Origin of the sequence: Janthinobacterium amylolyticum, from assembly GCF_051380655.1 — a bacterium.
Classification (GTDB): Bacteria; Pseudomonadota; Gammaproteobacteria; order Burkholderiales; family Burkholderiaceae_D; genus Janthinobacterium.
In genome coordinates, this window is record NZ_JBNYXL010000003.1 from 231,803 (window position 1) to 245,668 (window position 13,866).

At 64.5% G+C, this 13,866-nt stretch carries 18 protein-coding genes; 8 read left to right on the forward strand and 10 right to left on the reverse strand.

Annotated elements, in window-relative coordinates; translation table 11 throughout:
- The first annotated feature begins 41 nt into the window (after positions 1-41).
- The gene (locus ACQ4WR_RS07590) at positions 42-515 is read left to right on the forward strand and encodes a host attachment protein (RefSeq protein WP_436486382.1); all 474 of its coding nucleotides are present in this window, start codon (positions 42-44) and stop codon (positions 513-515) included.
- A gap of 84 nt (positions 516-599) precedes the next feature.
- The gene (locus ACQ4WR_RS07595) at positions 600-899 is read left to right on the forward strand and encodes an antibiotic biosynthesis monooxygenase family protein (protein ID WP_436486384.1); all 300 of its coding nucleotides are present in this window, start codon (positions 600-602) and stop codon (positions 897-899) included.
- Between the two features lie 369 nt (positions 900-1,268).
- On the opposite strand, the gene pncB is transcribed toward ACQ4WR_RS07595, so the two are convergent.
- Positions 1,269-2,471: a nicotinate phosphoribosyltransferase gene (pncB, locus tag ACQ4WR_RS07600; RefSeq protein ID WP_436486385.1), complete on the reverse strand. Its 1,203-nt coding sequence runs from the start codon at positions 2,469-2,471 to the stop codon at positions 1,269-1,271.
- A gap of 79 nt (positions 2,472-2,550) precedes the next feature.
- Positions 2,551-3,414 carry a cysteine hydrolase family protein gene (locus ACQ4WR_RS07605; RefSeq protein WP_436486387.1) on the reverse strand — a complete coding sequence of 288 codons (864 nt, stop codon included), beginning with the start codon at positions 3,412-3,414 and terminating at the stop codon, positions 2,551-2,553.
- Positions 3,415-3,486: 72 nt separating this feature from the next.
- Between ACQ4WR_RS07605 and ACQ4WR_RS07610 the strand changes: the two genes are divergently transcribed.
- A complete protein-coding gene (locus ACQ4WR_RS07610) occupies positions 3,487-3,735 on the forward strand; it encodes a TIGR02450 family Trp-rich protein (protein WP_436486388.1) in 249 nt (82 codons plus the stop codon).
- Here the strand turns inward: ACQ4WR_RS07610 and ACQ4WR_RS07615 are convergent.
- Positions 3,717-3,971 (reverse strand): hypothetical protein, encoded by a 255-nt coding sequence (locus tag ACQ4WR_RS07615; RefSeq protein WP_102292871.1) that lies wholly within the window; start codon positions 3,969-3,971, stop codon positions 3,717-3,719. The two genes, ACQ4WR_RS07610 and ACQ4WR_RS07615, sit on opposite strands and share 19 nt — an antisense overlap.
- A 151-nt stretch (positions 3,972-4,122) precedes the next feature.
- Here ACQ4WR_RS07615 and ACQ4WR_RS07620 point away from each other — a divergent pair, with 151 nt between their 5' ends.
- Together ACQ4WR_RS07620 and ACQ4WR_RS07625 are read left to right on the forward strand one after the other, a co-directional pair.
- Complete coding sequence (locus ACQ4WR_RS07620; protein WP_436486390.1) at positions 4,123-4,422, forward strand: YciI family protein; 300 nt, start codon at positions 4,123-4,125, stop codon at positions 4,420-4,422.
- 7 nt (positions 4,423-4,429) lie between these two features.
- A complete protein-coding gene (locus ACQ4WR_RS07625; protein WP_436486392.1) occupies positions 4,430-4,978 on the forward strand; it encodes a DUF6714 family protein in 549 nt (182 codons plus the stop codon).
- Between the two features lie 217 nt (positions 4,979-5,195).
- Here ACQ4WR_RS07625 and ACQ4WR_RS07630 read toward each other — a convergent pair whose 3' ends face one another.
- Positions 5,196-5,801, reverse strand: a complete 606-nt coding sequence (locus ACQ4WR_RS07630; protein WP_436486393.1) for an FMN-dependent NADH-azoreductase — start codon at positions 5,799-5,801, stop codon at positions 5,196-5,198.
- A 134-nt stretch (positions 5,802-5,935) separates the two neighbouring features.
- Between ACQ4WR_RS07630 and ACQ4WR_RS07635 the strand changes: the two genes are divergently transcribed.
- On the forward strand, positions 5,936-6,850 hold the full coding sequence (locus tag ACQ4WR_RS07635) for a LysR family transcriptional regulator (RefSeq protein ID WP_436486395.1): 915 nt from the start codon (positions 5,936-5,938) through the stop codon (positions 6,848-6,850).
- A 174-nt stretch (positions 6,851-7,024) separates the two neighbouring features.
- The gene (locus ACQ4WR_RS07640) at positions 7,025-7,252 is read left to right on the forward strand and encodes a hypothetical protein (RefSeq protein WP_102292867.1); all 228 of its coding nucleotides are present in this window, start codon (positions 7,025-7,027) and stop codon (positions 7,250-7,252) included.
- Between the two features lie 3 nt (positions 7,253-7,255).
- On the opposite strand, the gene ACQ4WR_RS07645 is transcribed toward ACQ4WR_RS07640, so the two are convergent.
- The 6 genes from ACQ4WR_RS07645 to ACQ4WR_RS07670 form a co-directional block, all read right to left on the reverse strand.
- Positions 7,256-7,567: a MerR family transcriptional regulator gene (locus tag ACQ4WR_RS07645; RefSeq protein WP_102292866.1), complete on the reverse strand. Its 312-nt coding sequence runs from the start codon at positions 7,565-7,567 to the stop codon at positions 7,256-7,258.
- Between the two features lie 3 nt (positions 7,568-7,570).
- A complete protein-coding gene (locus ACQ4WR_RS07650) occupies positions 7,571-8,491 on the reverse strand; it encodes a DnaJ C-terminal domain-containing protein (RefSeq protein WP_436486398.1) in 921 nt (306 codons plus the stop codon).
- A 97-nt stretch (positions 8,492-8,588) separates the two neighbouring features.
- A complete protein-coding gene (locus ACQ4WR_RS07655) occupies positions 8,589-9,266 on the reverse strand; it encodes a beta/gamma crystallin family protein (protein WP_102292864.1) in 678 nt (225 codons plus the stop codon).
- 155 nt (positions 9,267-9,421) lie between these two features.
- Positions 9,422-10,393: a beta/gamma crystallin family protein gene (locus ACQ4WR_RS07660; protein ID WP_436486400.1), complete on the reverse strand. Its 972-nt coding sequence runs from the start codon at positions 10,391-10,393 to the stop codon at positions 9,422-9,424.
- 50 nt (positions 10,394-10,443) lie between these two features.
- A complete protein-coding gene (locus ACQ4WR_RS07665; RefSeq protein WP_436486402.1) occupies positions 10,444-11,397 on the reverse strand; it encodes a beta/gamma crystallin family protein in 954 nt (317 codons plus the stop codon).
- Positions 11,398-11,574: 177 nt separating this feature from the next.
- Positions 11,575-12,141: a beta/gamma crystallin-related protein gene (locus tag ACQ4WR_RS07670; protein WP_436486404.1), complete on the reverse strand. Its 567-nt coding sequence runs from the start codon at positions 12,139-12,141 to the stop codon at positions 11,575-11,577.
- 310 nt (positions 12,142-12,451) lie between these two features.
- Between ACQ4WR_RS07670 and ACQ4WR_RS07675 the strand changes: the two genes are divergently transcribed.
- Positions 12,452-13,855: an MATE family efflux transporter gene (locus tag ACQ4WR_RS07675; protein ID WP_436486406.1), complete on the forward strand. Its 1,404-nt coding sequence runs from the start codon at positions 12,452-12,454 to the stop codon at positions 13,853-13,855.
- Positions 13,856-13,866 lie beyond the last annotated feature (11 nt).

Genomic DNA, 13,866 nt, shown 5'->3' on the forward strand with positions numbered 1-13,866 from the left:
CATCACATGGACATCGCAAAGACAAGGCAAGGAGGACGGGCATGGACGCAACCTGGGTAGTGGTGGCCGACAGCAGCAGGGCGCGGTTCTTTGTGCTGGGACAGCAGAACCAGCTGGGCGAACTGCAGGACCTGGTCAACCCCGCCGGCCACGCCAACGACAACGCACTCAACAGCGATGAAAGCGGGCGCTTCGGCGGCGGCATGCGCTCGGGCACGCAAGCAGGTACGCAGGCACACACGACCGAGCCCCGGGTCACGCCGGTCGAGCACGAAAACGAACGGTTTGCCCGGCATATCGCACAGCTGCTGCTACAGGGCTTGCAGCAGCAGCGCTACAGCAAGCTGTGCCTGGTGGCCGCGCCCAAGTTCCTGGGACAACTGCGCCACAGCCTGGACACCCAGGTGGAAAAACACGTGCGCCATGCGCTGGCCCGCGACGTGGCCAGCATGAACGTGCCGCAACTGGAAACGTACCTGCGGCAGACCCTGGACAAGCCGGCCGCCGCCAACTGAGCGGCATGGGCGCCATCGCCCGTCCGCAAGCGGGCACAATCTGTGGCAAGATCAGCGTTCTTTCTTTCAGAACCGGAACTTGCCATGATTTTTGAAATTGCCCATATCCAGATCAAGCCCGCCACGCACGCTGCCTTCGAGGCGGCCGTGACGCAAGCCGTGCCCCTGTTCCAGCGCGCACGCGGCTGCGAGTCGATGCGCCTGGAGCGCTCGATCGAAAATGGCGATGCCTACCGCCTGGTGGTGGGCTGGACGACACTGGAAGACCATACTGTGCATTTCCGCGGCAGCGACGATTTCCAGGCATGGCGCGGCCTTGTGGGCGAGTTCTTTGCCGCGCCGCCGCAGGTGGAGCACATGAATACGGTGGTGACAGGGTTTTGAGTCGGCTTTTTAGCCCGGGAGCGTGAACGGCGGGCCGGCACGCACCACCGTCGCGGGCCGGATCAACTACGCTGGGCACACTGCGTGGCGCCCGCCTTAGCGGGCTTAGCGGGCTTGGCGGGCTGGCGAGCTTGTCGGGCTTGTCGGCTTACGCGCGGCTTTGCCGCACCTCGGCGGCCCCGCTAATCCGAGCTACCCTACTAGACAGGCGAACGGCGGGCCGGCACGCATCACCATCGCGGGCCGGGTCAACTACGCTGGGCACACTGCGTGGCGCCCGGCTTGCCAGGCTTGGCGGGCTTGGCGGGCTTGTCGGCTTACGCGCGGCTTTGCCGCACCTCGGCGGCCCCGCTAATCCGAGCTACCCTACTAGACAGGCGCCTGGATGGCAGGATGGTGAAACACTTGCCGCAGGTACGCGAGGAAGGTTTCATCCTTGCACAGGGTCTTGCCGGGCGAATCGGAGAGTTTTGCCACCGACTGGCCATTGCAGCGCACCAGTTTCATGACGATGTTGAGCGGCGTCAGGCCGACATCGTTGGTCAGATTGGTGCCGATGCCAAAGCCCGTCATGATGCGGTCGGCGAAGTGCTGGTACAGGGCAAAGGCCTTGTCCAGGTCCAGGCCGTCCGAAAACACCAGGCGCTTGGTGTTGGCGTCGATGCGCAGGGCCGCGTAGTGCGCCAGCGCCTTTTCGCCCCACTCGACGGGGTCGCCCGAATCGTGGCGCAAGCCGTCAAACAGCTTGGCGAAATACAGGTCGAAGTCGGCCAGAAACGCATCCATGCCGACCACGTCCGTCAGGGCGATGCCCAGGTCGCCCCGGTACTCCTGCACCCAGTCTTCCAGCGCCGCCTTCTGGAAATCGCGCAGGCGCACGCCAAACGACTGGAACGACTGCATGTACTCATGCGCCATGGTGCCGATCGGCACGATACCGAGCTTTTTCGCCAGGTAGACATTCGACGTGCCCTTGAAATACTCGGGCACTTCGCGCGCCAGGCGCTGTACAACCTCGTCGTGCCAGGCGCCGGAGAAGCGCCGGCGCACGCCGAAATCGGAAAACTCGAACGGGTGCTTGCGGCGCGGCAGTTTGCCGAACTCCTTGACGGCCGCCACTTTCAAGCCCAGGCGATGGCGCCCTTCGCGCATGGCCGCGTCCAGGTCGAAACGGCGGAAATACAGTTCGTTGATGATGTACAGCACGAAAATCTCGAAGCCCATCACATGCACCTGCGGCCCGGCCGCGTGTACCAGCAAGGTGTCGCCATCCGTGCTCACGTCGATGAACTTGCGCTGGAAGCGGAACACCGTCAGGAAATCAACGAAATCGCTCTTCATGAAACGCAGGGTGCGCAGATAGGCCAGTTCGTCGTCGGCAAACGACATCGCGCACAGGTGGTCGAGCTGCTCTTCCAGCTCGGCCTTCAGTTCGGCCAGCGGGAAGGCGGTTTTGTTGCGGCAGACAAATTCGTATTCGGTATGGGTGTTCGGATGACCGTGCAGCAAGGCTTGCCACATTGTAAATTTATACAGATCGGTTTCCAGCAAACTGCGCACTATCGGGGTCATGTGTGTTTTCTCCAACTTCCTGAAGCCAGAATAGTACGCCACCGCCGGCGTTTCGGCTGGGCCTGCTGAAGAAATCCCCTCAAGCGTCCGCATTGGCCAGCCATTCAGGCAAAACCTGAGCCGCCGTGGCCAGCCGTGCGCCACGCGCTTGCATGGCTGAAAGGAAGTCGCGCTGCTGCGTTTCAAAACCTGTCACCGGGCTCATGCAGTCCGTCAGCAGCACCAGGCGCGCCACGGCCTGCGGCCCCTGCTGGTCCTGCAGGTAGTCGGCGATATGTTCCGTGCTGGCCTTCACGCAATGGCTGCCCGCCTCGCCGCCGATATAGATCTGCTGCGCCGGCAGCAGCGTGTCGAGGAAGGGACGGTTGAGCTGGGTGGCGGCGTCCTGCGCATCGGGCACTTCCGCCATGACGGCCGAGTAATGCTCGGTCCAGGGATTCGAACCCTTGCTCAGTTTGGCAGCTACTTGCAGCTTTGCCACTTCCCAGCCGTTGTAGGCGGCGCGCACGGCCGCATGGATATTCTGTCCCCAGGAACCGATCTCGCAGTGCACGGGCCACACCATCAGGCGGTAGCGCCCGGCCTGCTCCAGCGCATCGAGATAGGCCAGCGCGCGCGGCAAGGCATCAGCGGCGGCCGGCAGATACAGGCGGTCGCGCACCTGCTGCGCGCTGATCTGCGTAAATGGCGCCACGGCGCCGCCATCGCCCGTGCGCCAGAACGTCGGGTGGGCGATGTCATAGCGGTGATGGGCGTCGAGGGTGATGCTGATCTGCGTCAGGCCGGCGCCGCCTTCACGGATCAGCTGCGCCACGCGCAGCATGTCCTGGTGCGCGCCGGCCACGGGCAGCGCGGGCGCGTCCCCCGTGGGCAGCCAGTCGGGCGGCAAGTCGCAGAAATCGTTTTGCGGGTCGATGACGAGCAGGTGCAGCTGGCGTTTCATGGTGATCCTCGTGCGTGGCGGGAACTTGCATGATAATGGCAACTTCGCCATCTCGCCATGCCAGTGTCCGCCATGAACCTTCCAAATCGCAACGAATTGCGTCCAAACAAGTTATTGAACAGCAAGTGGACGGCTGTCACGCCCGTCAACAAGGAAAAACATTTCCTGGTCGTCAAGGTCTGCGCGCCGGATTCAGCGGAGTCGCCGGATGCTCCCGTCACGCACGTGGCGCTGGAAGCCGTGCATTCCGGGCGCGTGCAGATCCTGCCCTGGCGCGCCCTGCAGGATGGTGCGTTATGGCATCAGGGGTGGAAGACATAGCGGCGCCGGCGCCGCTCGACCAGCTTGACCGCCACGTCGCCCGCTTCGGCGACGGCGTCCGCTTCCGTCGCAAATGGCTGGTCGGCCGAGACGCGGCGCTTTTTCACCAGATTCATGCGGTGCATGGGGTTGGGCGACGGCGCATAGATGGCGACGTAGGCTCCCCACAGCTTGCAGCCCCGCAAGGGCTCCGCCGTGTAATTCACCTCATAAAAATCAACATACTTTATCGGCACGATGTTTGCTCCAAAATTGGCATGGCCGGACAGCTTGTCTCTACGGACTGACGCGGTAAAAAGTAAAAACCATGTGCGCGCGCTTGCTCAACGCTTGCTCAAGATACTCATTGAGCTCTTTATTTTTATCATGCGACACAGGAGAAAACAGATGAATGACTACATCATCTTCATGCACGATGATACGGAGACACCGGTGGATGTCGCCACGCCCGCATGGGACAGCTACTTTGCCATGCTGCGTGCCAGCGGCCGCTTCTGCGGCGGCAGTTCCATCGGCGCCGGTGTCTGCGTGCACCGCTCCGGCCAGGCCAGGGAGGTGACGCCACACTTGTCTGGCTATATCCGCGTGCAAGCTGAAAGTATAGACGATGCTAAAAGATTGTTAATAGGAAACCCCGTACTGAACGCAGGTGGTACGCTGGAAATTCGCGAATTGCCACAGGATTAAGCCGCCGATGCACACCGAAGCACTGATTACCGCCATCGAACGGGCCTTTGACGGCGTGCCGCGCACCGACACGTCGCTGCGCCAGTTCCAGCTGACCGACCTGCACGGCATGGACGACGACTTCCCCGAACGGGAATGGAGCGCGGCGGGCCGGCAGCGCACGGACGCCGCCTGGCAAGACATCGCCGATGCCGAACTGGAAGCCGGCCAGGTTGTGCTGGCACATATGCCGGCTGACGATTTCCGCTACTTCCTGCCCGCCTACCTGCGCCATGTGCTCAGCCATTTGCACGTGCCGTTCTGGCAGTGCGACGTGGCGGGCATGACGCTTGCCGCCCTGACGCCACCGGCGCGCGCGGGATCCTCGCGCAATGACAAGCTGGCCCGGTTTGCCGCACTGGACGAAGGCCAGCGCATGGCCATCGCACAGGTCCTCGTCTTTCTCGCCGAAAGCGATACGCAGGCCAATGTCGCGCCCGAAGCGTCGCAGGCGCTGGACAGTTACTGGCGCCAGGCCGCGCCTGCGGCGGATACCCGCGGCCTGCGGCAGGCGTAGCGCATGGCGCTGCCCGGTGCTGCTGATGTGGTGGATTTTTTGCTGCCGCGCCGGCATGCGGCGGGCGAAGAGCAATGCGCTGGCGGGATGGCCAGCCCCGGTGCCCGGCATGAGCGGGCTTGACTGGACAGGCATGTCGCCCGCCGGGCTGGCACGGGCGTGCCGCCGGCAAGCCGATGCCAGCCGCGCCGGGCTGGCGATTCCGGTGCCGGCGGGATCAGGCGGCCAGGGCTTCGATCGAGGCGCGCCCCTTGGCGATGGCACCGGCCACGGCTTCCTCGCCCATGGCCACGCCTTCGGCTTGCACGAACTCGATGTCGGTGATGCCGATGAAGCCCAGCGCCGTGCGCAGATAGGTGCTCAGGTAGTCATACGCGGCGCCCGGGCCTTCGCTGTAGACGCCGCCGCTGGCCGTGAAGATCACCGCTTTCTTGCCGGTCGCCAGGCCGACGGGGCCCGTGGCCGTGTACTGGAAGGTGCGGCCCGCGCGCGCCACGTGGTCGATCCACGCCTTCAGGGTCGATGGCACGGAAAAATTGTACATGGGCGCGGCCAGTACCAGCACGTCGGCGGCCAGCAATTCATCGACCAGGGTATCGGACAGCTGCACCGCCGCTGCCGCCTGCGCGCTGCGCTGGTCGGCCGGCGTGAAGAACGCGCCCATCACTTCTTCCGTCAGGTGGGGCACGGGGTTCTGCGCCAGGTCGCGCTCGACGACGCTGGCGCCTTGCGCGGCCAGTTTGGCGACGAACTCGCCAGACAATTGACGCGACAGGGAACCGTTGTTGCGGACGCTGCTATTGATGTGTAGTACCTTGGCCATGCTGCACTCCTTCAGAGACGATAGATGGGGGTGCGGCGTTTGCTGCACTTGCACACATCATAGTTCGGGTCTAATATCGATGAAACCGTGTAAATATAAATGAATAGCATCGAATTTTTAGATATGGACGCACCATGAGAGAACCGGGTCAACCTTCGCTCGACCAGTTGCGCGTGTTTGTCGCCGTCATCGACGCCGGCGGTTTCGCCCATGCGGCGCGCCAGCTGCACCGCACGCAATCGGTCATCAGCTACACCATCGCCAACCTGGAAGACCAGCTCAATGTCATGCTGCTGGACCGGGGCAAGCGCAAGCCCACCCTGACGGATGCGGGACGCGCCCTGCTGGCCGACGCGCGCGCCGTGGCCCTGAAAGTGGACGGCATGCGGGCCCGCGCGAAAGCGCTGGCGGGCGGGCTGGAAGCGGAAGTGTCGGTGGTGGTCGACGTGATGTTCCCCACCTGCGTGCTGGTGCGCATACTGGAAGCGTTCCAGGCGCAGTTTCCCACCGTCGCCCTGCGCCTGCGCATCGAAGCCATGGGCGCCGTGGCGCAGCTGGTGATGGATGGCAGCTGCCACCTGGGCCTGGGCGGCTGGATGACGGCCACTGCCAGCGTCTTCGAACGCCTGGCCGTCGGCCATGTGCGCCTGATTCCCGTGGCCGCGCCCAGCCACGCGCTGGCGCAGCTGGAAGGACCGATTCCTTCCAGCCTGGCCCGCGAGCATGTACAGCTGGTGCTGAGCGACCGCAGCGTGCTGACGGAAGGCCAGGATTTCGGCGTGCTGGGCCTGCGCAACTGGCGCCTGGGCGACCTCGGTTCCAAGCACGCCCTGCTGCGCGCGGGCCTGGGCTGGGGCAACATGCCCGAGGCGATGGTGCGCGACGACCTGGCCGATGGCCGCCTGGTGCACCTGCCGCTGGCCGTCGACAATGGCGAGAATTATCCGATCTACCTGATCCAGCGCGCCGACACGCCGCCGGGCCAGGCGGGCAAATGGCTGGCGGAGCGGTTTGCACAGCAGTTGCCGTTGCTGGTGCAGGGGTTTTAAACGCCGAACAAAACCTGCTGCGCGTCGCGCTTTGCGGCTGCGATGCTCACCGTACTAGAGTACGGTTGCGCTTCTTAGCCACAAATCACTGCCGCTCGCGACGGTTTTGTTAGGCGTTGTGAGCTGGCAATGGAGACAGGTATGATGCGGGTAACACTTTCACAAGGAAACACCATGGCCGGCATCGACGACTTCGTCAACAAGCAAAAACCTGGCGCGCGCTTCGTCATCACGGCGCAAATGCTGCGCATGACGCCGCAGCAGTTCGACTCCCTGGCGCAGGAATGGATGGAGGACGGCGGCCCCGGCTTCGACGTGGCCGGCATCCCGCACCGGGTCGTCGTCGACGGGCAGTTTTATATTGCCAGGCTCACCGTGTCACGCCACGGCGAACCTGAATAAAAACTACTCCACGCCCAGCACGTGCAGGCGGCGCCGCAAACGCGCCACTTCTTCCGACAGGTCGACCACCAGCGCGGCCAGATCCGCGTTGGCGTCGAACACGGATTCGATCTCGTGCAGGCGGCGCGCGCGCACCAGGTCCAGGCTGGTGAAGCGCCAGGCAGTCAGCTGCCCCGGCGGCGGGCCATCCTGCAGCAGCACGCCCGTCTGCACATGCTGCACCACCCAGTCCGGCTCCACGGCGCAGGCGCGCGCCAGCTCTTCCAGGCTCAGGGCGCGGTCTTCGAGCAATTCGCCAATTACGTTGTTTGCCATGATTTACCCTCCCAGCTTCTGACGCGGATTGAAAGCCATCTCGCGCGCCATGGTTGCATACAGTTCGCGCGCCTTGTCGTCGTTCGCCGGCGGCAGCACCACTTCCAGCAGCAGATACAGGTCGCCCGGCTGGGCGGCGGGAATGCCGCGCCCTTTCAGGCGCAGCTTGCGTCCCGTCTGCGAATTGGGCGGCACGGTGACGGCCACGGTGCCCGATGGCGTGGGCACGGCGATTTCGCCGCCCAGCGCCGCTTCCCATGGCGTGACGGGCACGGTCTCGAAGACGTCGCGCCCTTCCACCTTGTAGCGCGCATCGGGCTGGAAGCGGATTTCCAGATACAAGTCGCCGGCCGGCGCGCCGCCGCTGCCAGGATGGCCCTGGCCTTTCATGCGCAGCTGCTGGCCTTCCGTGACGCCTTTCGGGATCGTCACTTCCAGCGTGCGTTCGCGCGTGACGACATGGCCTTGCGCATCCGCTTCCGGCACGCGCATGACGATGTGGCGCTTGGCGCCCTGGTAGCTGTCCTGCAAATCGATGGTGACGGCGGCGTGGCTGTCTTCGCCCTGCATCTGGAAGGTGCTGTTGGCGCGGCGCCGTCCGCCCACGTGGGCGAACAGGTCGGCAAAGAAATCGCTGTCGTCGACGCCCGACGATTCGTAGCCCGATCCCCAGTCCGGCGGCGGACGGAAAGGCTGGCCCTGCGCGCCCTGGTTGCGGCCCAGTTCATCGTAGGCGGCGCGCTTTTCAGGGTCGCCCAGCACGCCGTAGGCTTCATTCAGGGCCTTGGTGCGCTTGTCGGCGTCCGGTTCCTTGCTGACGTCGGGATGGTATTTGCGTACCAGCTTGCGGTACGCCTTCTTGATCTCGGCCTCGGTCGCCGTTTTCTCGACGCCGAGTTCCTTGTAGTAGTCCTTGTATTCCACCGTGCTTGCTCCCCATGGTTGAACCGCCTGTGGGAAGAGTACACGAATTGCCCGAAGCACAGCGTGCGCACAATACAACGGCGCCCGCGCGGGCGTATCAGCGCAGGCGGCGCACCGAGGAGATGCGGCGGTCCAGGCCATTGTGCAGGCGGCCGTAGCTGCCCGGGCCCATGACCACGCAGCGGCCGCGGAAGTCGGCATCGACGCAGAATTCCCAGCGGCCGTAGTTGACGACGATCGATTCGGCGCGGTCATTGAAGCCGTAGCGGCTCAAGTCGCGCACCTCGCGGTCCAGGCGCACGGGCCGGCCACGCATGCCCGCATCGGGGAACATCAGCACGGCGCCGTTGGCGTCGGGACGGTGGCCGCCGCCATGGCCGGGATAGCCGGGATGCGGACGCTCGGGTTCCGGACGCGGCGGGCGCGGCGGATACGGGCGGTGATCGCCGCCGTGGCCGGGACGGCCCGCTTCGCGCACCGAGGAGATGGCGTCGTTCATGCCCGGCATGCTGCTGTAGCGGCCCGGACCGAGGGTGCGGCAGTTGCCGCGGTAGTTGGCGTCCTTGCACACTTCCCAGGTACCGGAACGCACGATGATGCTGGAGGTCTTGTCGTTAAAGCCCATGCGCGACAGGTCGCCCGCGTCGGAGCGCAGGGTGACGGGACGGCCACGGAAACCGGCATCCTCGAACAGGGTAATTTCGCCCGCGAACGCGCAGGCCGGGGCAAGGAAGGTAGCCACGCATAACAGCGCGGGACGGAAAGATCGAACCATGACAACTCCAATACAGATTACATTTTCGCCAGTGTAGACCAGGCGGCAGGCGGCGAGTGTAACAAAGGGCAAGCAAATGTCAGCACACGGCAGGGAATGTAAAAGCCGCACGGCGGGATGCACCCGGCAGGCGGCCAGTCAGCACGGTGGCGCCATCAGCGCACGCGGCGCAGCGAGGAAATCTGGTTTTCCAGGCCATTCAGGCGGCCATACTCGCCCGGCCCGATCACTTCGCAGCGGCCCTGGAAATTCGAATCGCTGCACACTTCCCACTGGCCCTCATTGACGACGATGGACGAAGCGCGGTCGTTGAAATTGAAGCGCACCAGGTCGTCCGCGCTGCGCTCCAGCGCCAGCGGCTCGCCGCGCATGCCCGCATCGGGGAACAGCAGGATGGCGCCGCGCTGCTGGTACTGCGGCTGCTGGTACTGCGGATATTGCTGCTCGTGCGGCCGCTGGTACTGGTTCTCGTATTGCTGCTGGCGCCGCGCTTCGCGTTCATCGACCATGCGCGCCGACGAGACGCGCCCATCGAGGCCGCGCCCCAGGTCGTCATGGCGGCCTGGGCCAAACACGCGGCAGGTGCCGTTGTAGTTCGAATCGCTGCACAGCTGCCAGTAGCCGTTGTAGATGACGATGCTGCTGGTGCGGTCGTTGAAACCGATATTGACGAAATCGTCCGTGTCGCGGTTCAGGCGCGCCGAACCGCCATTCTGGCCGGCGCCCGAATACACTTCCAGGGTCGAACCACGGCCATAGCCGCCGTTGCCACGGTCCGGATCGCGTCCGGGGCGGCCCGGGCCATCGCCGCGTCCCGATTCGCGCACCGAGGTGATGGCGTCATTCATGCCCGGCAGCGAACGGTATTCACCCGGTCCCAGGGTGCGGCAATTGCCACGGAAGCCGGCATCGGTGCACACGTCCCAGGAACCCGAACGCACCATGATGCTGGACGCCTTGTCGTTGAAGCCCATGCGCGACAGATCGTCCGTCGTTTCGCGCAGGGTCACCGCGCGGCCGCGGAAGTTATCATCCTCGAACAGGGTGATTTCGCTCGCATGGGCGCCCAGGTGGGTGAACAGGATGGCGCTGGAAAACAGCGCCAGTTTCAGGCTAGGGGATATCATTTTCAGCTCCGGTTAATCTATCGTCATTCTTCATGTATTGCGGTGCCGTGTCAACGCAGGCGGCGCAGCGACGAAATGCGGCCGTCGAGTGCATCGAGCGTATTGTAGATACCCGGCTCGAGCACCTCGCAGCGGCCGCCGTAATGCGCATCGGCGCACACTTCCCAGTCGCCAGTATTGATGACAATGGAGTTGGTCTGGTCGTTAAAATTCATGCGTACCAGATCGCTCATGTCGCGATTCACCGGCAGGCCCCGTCCGCCCATGTGGGAGCGCGGATACAGCAGCAGCATCGGGTCGTCGCTGGCCGGCTGGTTTTCCTCGCGCGGGTCAACCAGGCGCGCCGATGAAGTCTTGCCTTGCAGGTTGCGCGGCAATTCATAGCTGCCCGGAGAATACACGCGGCAGCTGCCGTGGAAATTGGAGTCGCTGCACAGTTGCCAGTAGCCGTGGCGCACGCGGATGCTGGCGGAACGGTCATTGAAGCCGATATCGACAAAGTCGTCGCGGTCGCTGTTGATGTCGACCGAGGCACCGCCCTGCGCCGCCTTGTCAAACACTTGCAGCGCCCCGCCGCGCTCGCGCTCCGGCGGTGGCCGCGACGGCTCTGGCGACGGCGACGGTTCTGGCGACGGCGATGGTTCCGGCGAGGATGGCGAGGATGGCGTTCCGGGCCGGCCGCCGCCCCTGCCGTCCGCCAGACGTACCGAGGAGATCTTGTCATTCATGCCCGGCATGGAGCGGTAATCGCCACGCTCGAAGGTCTTGCAGTCACCCTTGAAGTTGGCATGCGCGCACACCTCCCAGCTGCCCGAAGCGACCTTGATGCTCGACACCGTGTCATTGAAATTCATGCGCGACAAATCGTCCGTCGTGTCGCGCAGCACCACCACCCGGCCCTTGAAATTATCATCGGTATACAAACTGATTTCGGCGGCATGCGCCGGGAAATGGAGCAACAGCGAACTGGCGCACAGCAGTGCAAGGCGCAGCGGACGATACATGGGGCGAGCTCCAGTGTGGATAAGTGCGTGATTAAGCTGACAACTGATGCCAGTGTAGCCATCCATAGAAAAAACGGTGTAACAAAGTATGGGAAAAGGACAACAAATTGTTACCAAAAGCAATGGCCAGCCCTGACAGGGGCCGGCCATTGCGCGTTTCCAAGGCTGCGGCCCGCGTCAGCGCACTTCGCGCACCGAGGAAATACGGTTGCTCATGCGCTCCAGGCTCGCGTATTCGCCCGGTCCCAGCGTGCGGCAGCGGCCGCGGAAGTCCGTGTCCTCGCACACTTCCCAATAGCCGGCGCGCACGCGCACGCTCTGTGCCGTGTCATTGAAATCGCGTTCGCGCAAGTCGCCCGCCCGATTGCGCACGGTCAGCTGGCGGCCGGTAAAATCGTCGCGCGTGTACAAGGTCAGTTCGCCCCCCAGCGAGCGCCCCGGACGGTGGCCGCGCCCACGGTCCCAGTCGCCGTCCTGCTCGCGCTCGCCATCCCGGTCACGGCCCCGGTCATGCTCGCGCTCACGCCCCGGATAGCCGCCGCCCCAGCCGCCGCGCACTTCGCGCAGCGAAGTGATTTTGTTGGCATGGCCATCCAGCGACGGATATTCGCCCGCCTCGAGCAGGAAGCAGGCGCCGCGAAAATCCGCTTCCTCGCACGCCTCCCACCTGCCCGAACGCACGCGGATGCTTTGCGTCGTATCGTTGAAACGCACATCTTCGAGGTCGGCGACGGCGTCGCGCACGGTCTACGAGCGGCCGTGATAATCGTCGCGCGAATACAGGGTCAGTTCGCCGGCGCCGGCCAGTTCGGCCGTCATGGCGGCGCCCAGCAGCAGGGCGCAGTTCAAGGCTTTCTTCAACATGGTCATACTCCATAGTCAGGGTACTGCGGTGTGACTATTTGGTCATCTTGCCAAATAGAACACGCAGTCTAGCCGCGGCCGCCCTTCTTAGCTGTAACAAATGATTACCGCGCCGGCACGCCGGGGCGCGGCGGCGGACAAGCGCGCTGAAAATCAGTAGAATCCCGTGTTTAGTCCAGCCCGCGTCCCCATGCCCCACACTACCTCGTTCACCCTGCCCGCCGTCCGCAATGAAGTCTCGTCGCTCTGGAAGCTGGCCTGGCCCATCCTGATCGGCCAGCTGGCCACCGTCGGCATGGGCGCGGCCGACGTGGCCATGACCGGGCATACGAATCCCGAGGAGCTGGCGGCCGTGTCCCTGGGCGCGGCCATCTGGTCCATCGTGCTGGTCACCGTGAGCGGCATCATGATGGCGATCAATACCCTGGTGGCGCATGAAATCGGCGCCGCGCGCCACGACAAGGTGCCGCACATCGTGCGCCAGTCGCTGTGGAAGGCGCTGCTGGTCGGCCTGGTGGCGTGCCTGCTGACGAACATGGCGGCACTGGTGTTCGACCACCTGATGCTGGAACCGGCGGTGGCCGCCAAGGCCAAGCTGTTCGTGCACATCATCAGCTGCGCCCTGCCGCCGTTCGCCGCCTACCGCGCGCTGTATGGCTACAGCACCAGCATCAACCAGACCAAGCCCGTGATGGTCATCGCGCTGGCCGCGCTGGCGCTGAACATCCTGGTCAACTACCTGCTGATCTACGGCCACTGGGGCATGCCGAAACTGGGCGGCGTGGGCTGCGCCGTGGCCACCACCTGCTGCGTGTGGATGATGCTGCTGGCCATGCTGGTCTGGATCCGCATCGCTCCTGCCTACCGCGCCACCTACCCGTTTACGCACTGGGAAGGTCCGCAGATGTCGTCCATCGGCCCCATGCTGCGCCTGGGCCTGCCCATCGGCGTGACTTATTTTGCCGAGGTAAGCGCGTTCGGCGTCATCAGCCTGCTGGTGGCGCGCTTCGGCGTGATCCAGGTGTCGGCGCACCAGATCGCCCTGAATTTTTCGTCCGTCGTGTTCATGGTGCCGCTCACCTTCGGCATCGCGCTGGTCACGCGCGTGGGCCACGCCGTGGGCGAGGCCAATCTGCGCCGCGCGCGCTTCATTTCATGGGTCGGCGTGGGCATGTCGCTGACGGCGGCCATCGTCTCGGCCACCCTGATCACCGTCTTCCGCCACCAGATCGCGCAGGCCTACACGTCCGATCCGCAAGTGCAGGCCCTGTGCGCGCAGCTGCTGCTGTTCGCCGCCCTGTTCCAGCTGTCCGACGCCACGCAGGTGGCCACCTCGTGCGCCATCCGCGGCTACAAGGTGACGCGCCAGCCGATGCTGATCCAGCTGCTGGCGTTCTGGGGCTTCTCGCTGCCCATCGGCTATGTGCTGGGCCTGGCGCCGGCCGGCTTCCTCTGGTCGCCGGCCGAGCCGATGGCCGCCGCCGGTTTCTGGATCGGCCTGGTCACGGGCTTGACGGTGGCCGCCGTGCTGCTGACCTGGTATTTGAACCGGCTGTCGCTGCAGCGCCTGCGCGCAGCGCACCAAGTTTGCTAAGTCAACCAGGA

What these genes read in the sequence shown, in the direction of transcription:
- ACQ4WR_RS07675 (WP_436486406.1), top strand. Translation starts at nt 12,452, where the DNA reads ATGCCCCACACTACCTCGTTCACCCTGCCCGCCGTCCGCAATGAAGTC.
- ACQ4WR_RS07660 (WP_436486400.1), bottom strand. Translation starts at nt 10,393, where the DNA reads ATGATATCCCCTAGCCTGAAACTGGCGCTGTTTTCCAGCGCCATCCTG.
- ACQ4WR_RS07610 (WP_436486388.1), top strand. Translation starts at nt 3,487, where the DNA reads ATGAACCTTCCAAATCGCAACGAATTGCGTCCAAACAAGTTATTGAAC.
- ACQ4WR_RS07595 (WP_436486384.1), top strand. Translation starts at nt 600, where the DNA reads ATGATTTTTGAAATTGCCCATATCCAGATCAAGCCCGCCACGCACGCT.
- ACQ4WR_RS07635 (WP_436486395.1), top strand. Translation starts at nt 5,936, where the DNA reads ATGAGAGAACCGGGTCAACCTTCGCTCGACCAGTTGCGCGTGTTTGTC.
- ACQ4WR_RS07620 (WP_436486390.1), top strand. Translation starts at nt 4,123, where the DNA reads ATGAATGACTACATCATCTTCATGCACGATGATACGGAGACACCGGTG.
- pncB (WP_436486385.1), bottom strand. Translation starts at nt 2,471, where the DNA reads ATGACCCCGATAGTGCGCAGTTTGCTGGAAACCGATCTGTATAAATTT.
- ACQ4WR_RS07605 (WP_436486387.1), bottom strand. Translation starts at nt 3,414, where the DNA reads ATGAAACGCCAGCTGCACCTGCTCGTCATCGACCCGCAAAACGATTTC.
- ACQ4WR_RS07665 (WP_436486402.1), bottom strand. Translation starts at nt 11,397, where the DNA reads ATGTATCGTCCGCTGCGCCTTGCACTGCTGTGCGCCAGTTCGCTGTTG.
- ACQ4WR_RS07625 (WP_436486392.1), top strand. Translation starts at nt 4,430, where the DNA reads ATGCACACCGAAGCACTGATTACCGCCATCGAACGGGCCTTTGACGGC.
- ACQ4WR_RS07590 (WP_436486382.1), top strand. Translation starts at nt 42, where the DNA reads ATGGACGCAACCTGGGTAGTGGTGGCCGACAGCAGCAGGGCGCGGTTC.
- ACQ4WR_RS07645 (WP_102292866.1), bottom strand. Translation starts at nt 7,567, where the DNA reads ATGGCAAACAACGTAATTGGCGAATTGCTCGAAGACCGCGCCCTGAGC.
- ACQ4WR_RS07655 (WP_102292864.1), bottom strand. Translation starts at nt 9,266, where the DNA reads ATGGTTCGATCTTTCCGTCCCGCGCTGTTATGCGTGGCTACCTTCCTT.
- ACQ4WR_RS07630 (WP_436486393.1), bottom strand. Translation starts at nt 5,801, where the DNA reads ATGGCCAAGGTACTACACATCAATAGCAGCGTCCGCAACAACGGTTCC.
- ACQ4WR_RS07640 (WP_102292867.1), top strand. Translation starts at nt 7,025, where the DNA reads ATGGCCGGCATCGACGACTTCGTCAACAAGCAAAAACCTGGCGCGCGC.